Source organism: Aliiroseovarius subalbicans, assembly GCF_022678625.1.
Classification (GTDB): domain Bacteria; phylum Pseudomonadota; class Alphaproteobacteria; order Rhodobacterales; family Rhodobacteraceae; genus Aliiroseovarius_A; species Aliiroseovarius_A subalbicans.
Genome location: NZ_JALBYQ010000013.1, coordinates 1 through 1,902, shown reverse-complemented (window position 1 = coordinate 1,902; position 1,902 = coordinate 1). Strand labels below are relative to the sequence as shown.

Genomic DNA, 1,902 nt, shown 5'->3' with positions numbered 1-1,902 from the left:
GTATCCGAACGGCGACAGCAGCAGGGGCACGTGGTAGTGGGTGTTCTCGGACATGCCGAAGCGCAGCGGGATCAGGTCGAGGAAGCGTGGGGTTTCGGGCGGGGTGCCGGTGGCGTCGAGGTAGGCGCCGGCGTGGAACACCAGCTCATAGGTGCCTTGGGCGAACTCACCTTCGGGCAGGATCTGTTCGTCCGTGCGGCCGTCGTCATTGGTCACCAGCGTCTTCAGCAGGGTGCGCGTCTCGCCCTTGATGCGGTACAGTTCGATCTTCAGCCCCTGCGCCGGGCAACCCCGGGCGGTGTCCAGAACATGCGTGGTCAGATATCCGGCCAAGGTGGTGCCCCCCATTTTGATGCCCTTGTTATCTCAGGTTTTCCCAAGGCGGCAAAGCCGCACATGCCGAAGGCTGTTTTTTGCATTTTTTGAAAAAGCCTTCTGACTTTTCGGTGTAACCTGCGTGCGAACAGGAAGGAACGCCCCCGGTGACCCGTTATCCCCGTGACTTGCGCGGCCATGGCCCGACCCCGCCGAACCCGCACTGGCCCGATGGGGCCAGAGTGGCGGTGCAATTCGTGCTGAACTACGAAGAAGGTGGCGAGAATTGCACGCTGCATGGCGATGCGGCGTCTGAAGCGTTCCTGTCCGACATTCCCGGTGCGGCGCAATGGCCCGGCCAGCGCCATTGGAACATGGAAAGCATGTATGAATATGGCGCGCGTGCCGGGTTCTGGCGCCTGCACCGCCTGTTCACCGGCGCGGGCATTCCGCTGACCATCTACGGCGTGGCGACCGCCTTGGCGCGCAGCCCCGACCAGGTTCAGGCGATGAAAGACGCGGGCTGGGAGATTGCCAGCCACGGGCTGAAGTGGGTCGAGCACAAGGACATGCCCGAGGATGAAGAACGCGCGACCATCGCCGAAGCCGTGCGCCTGCACACCGAGGTCGTGGGCGAACGCCCGCGCGGCTGGTACACGGGTCGCTGCTCCTCCAACACCGTGCGCCTGGTCGGCGAAGAGGGCGGCTTCGACTATGTCTCGGATACCTATGATGATGATCTGCCCTATTGGATGGAAATCGGCGACCGGGACCAACTGATCATCCCCTATACGCTGGAGGCCAACGACATGCGTTTTGCCACCGCGCCGGGCTGGGTGACGGGGGATGATTTCGGGCGCTACCTGATCGATGCCTTCGACACGCTGCACGCCGAGGGCGCCGCGGGGCGTCCGGCGATGATGACCGTCGGGCTGCATTGCCGCCTGGTTGGGCGACCGGGCAAGATCGCCGGGCTGAAACGCTTCATCGACCATGTCCAGGCCAAGGGCGGCGCCTGGTGCCCGCGCCGGATCGACATTGCCGATCACTGGGCAGCGACCCATCCGCACCAGCGGCGCGAACGGCCCAGCCAGATGGACAAGGCCCGGTTTGTCGACCTTTACGGCGGCATCTTCGAACATTCGCCCTGGATCGCCGAGCGCGCCCACGGGCTTGAGCTTGGCCCGGCGCATGACAGTGCGGCCGGCGTGCACAACGCGCTGTGCCGCATGTTCCGCACCGCCAGCGCGGATGAGCGATTGGGCGTTCTGACCGCCCACCCCGACCTTGCCGGCAAACTGGCCGCAGCGGGTGAGCTGACGGCCGAAAGCACCTCGGAACAGGCCAGCGCCGGGCTGGATTTCCTGACCGACGATGAGCGTGCGACCTTTACCCGGCTCAACACCGACTACGTGGCGAAACACGGGTTCCCCTTCATCATCGCCGTGCGCGATCACGACAAGGCCTCGATCCTGGCAGCCTTCCAGACCCGGATCGGCAACGACCGCGACGCCGAATTCGACGAGGCCTGCCGCCAGGTCGAACGCATCGCACAGGTCCGCCTGATGGACCTGTTCGCGTGATGCG

Annotated in this window: 2 protein-coding genes; one reads left to right on the top strand and one right to left on the bottom strand. The window is 64.9% G+C overall.

Annotated elements, in window-relative coordinates; genetic code table 11:
* The coding region (uraH, locus tag MN188_RS17535) for a hydroxyisourate hydrolase (protein ID WP_242110632.1) at positions 1–333 on the bottom strand (333 nt) is incomplete at its 3' end.
* 149 nt (positions 334–482) lie between these two features.
* Here uraH and puuE point away from each other — a divergent pair.
* Positions 483–1,898 (top strand): allantoinase PuuE, encoded by a 1,416-nt coding sequence (gene puuE, locus MN188_RS17530; RefSeq protein WP_242110631.1) that lies wholly within the window; start codon positions 483–485, stop codon positions 1,896–1,898.
* Positions 1,899–1,902: the final 4 nt, after the last annotated feature.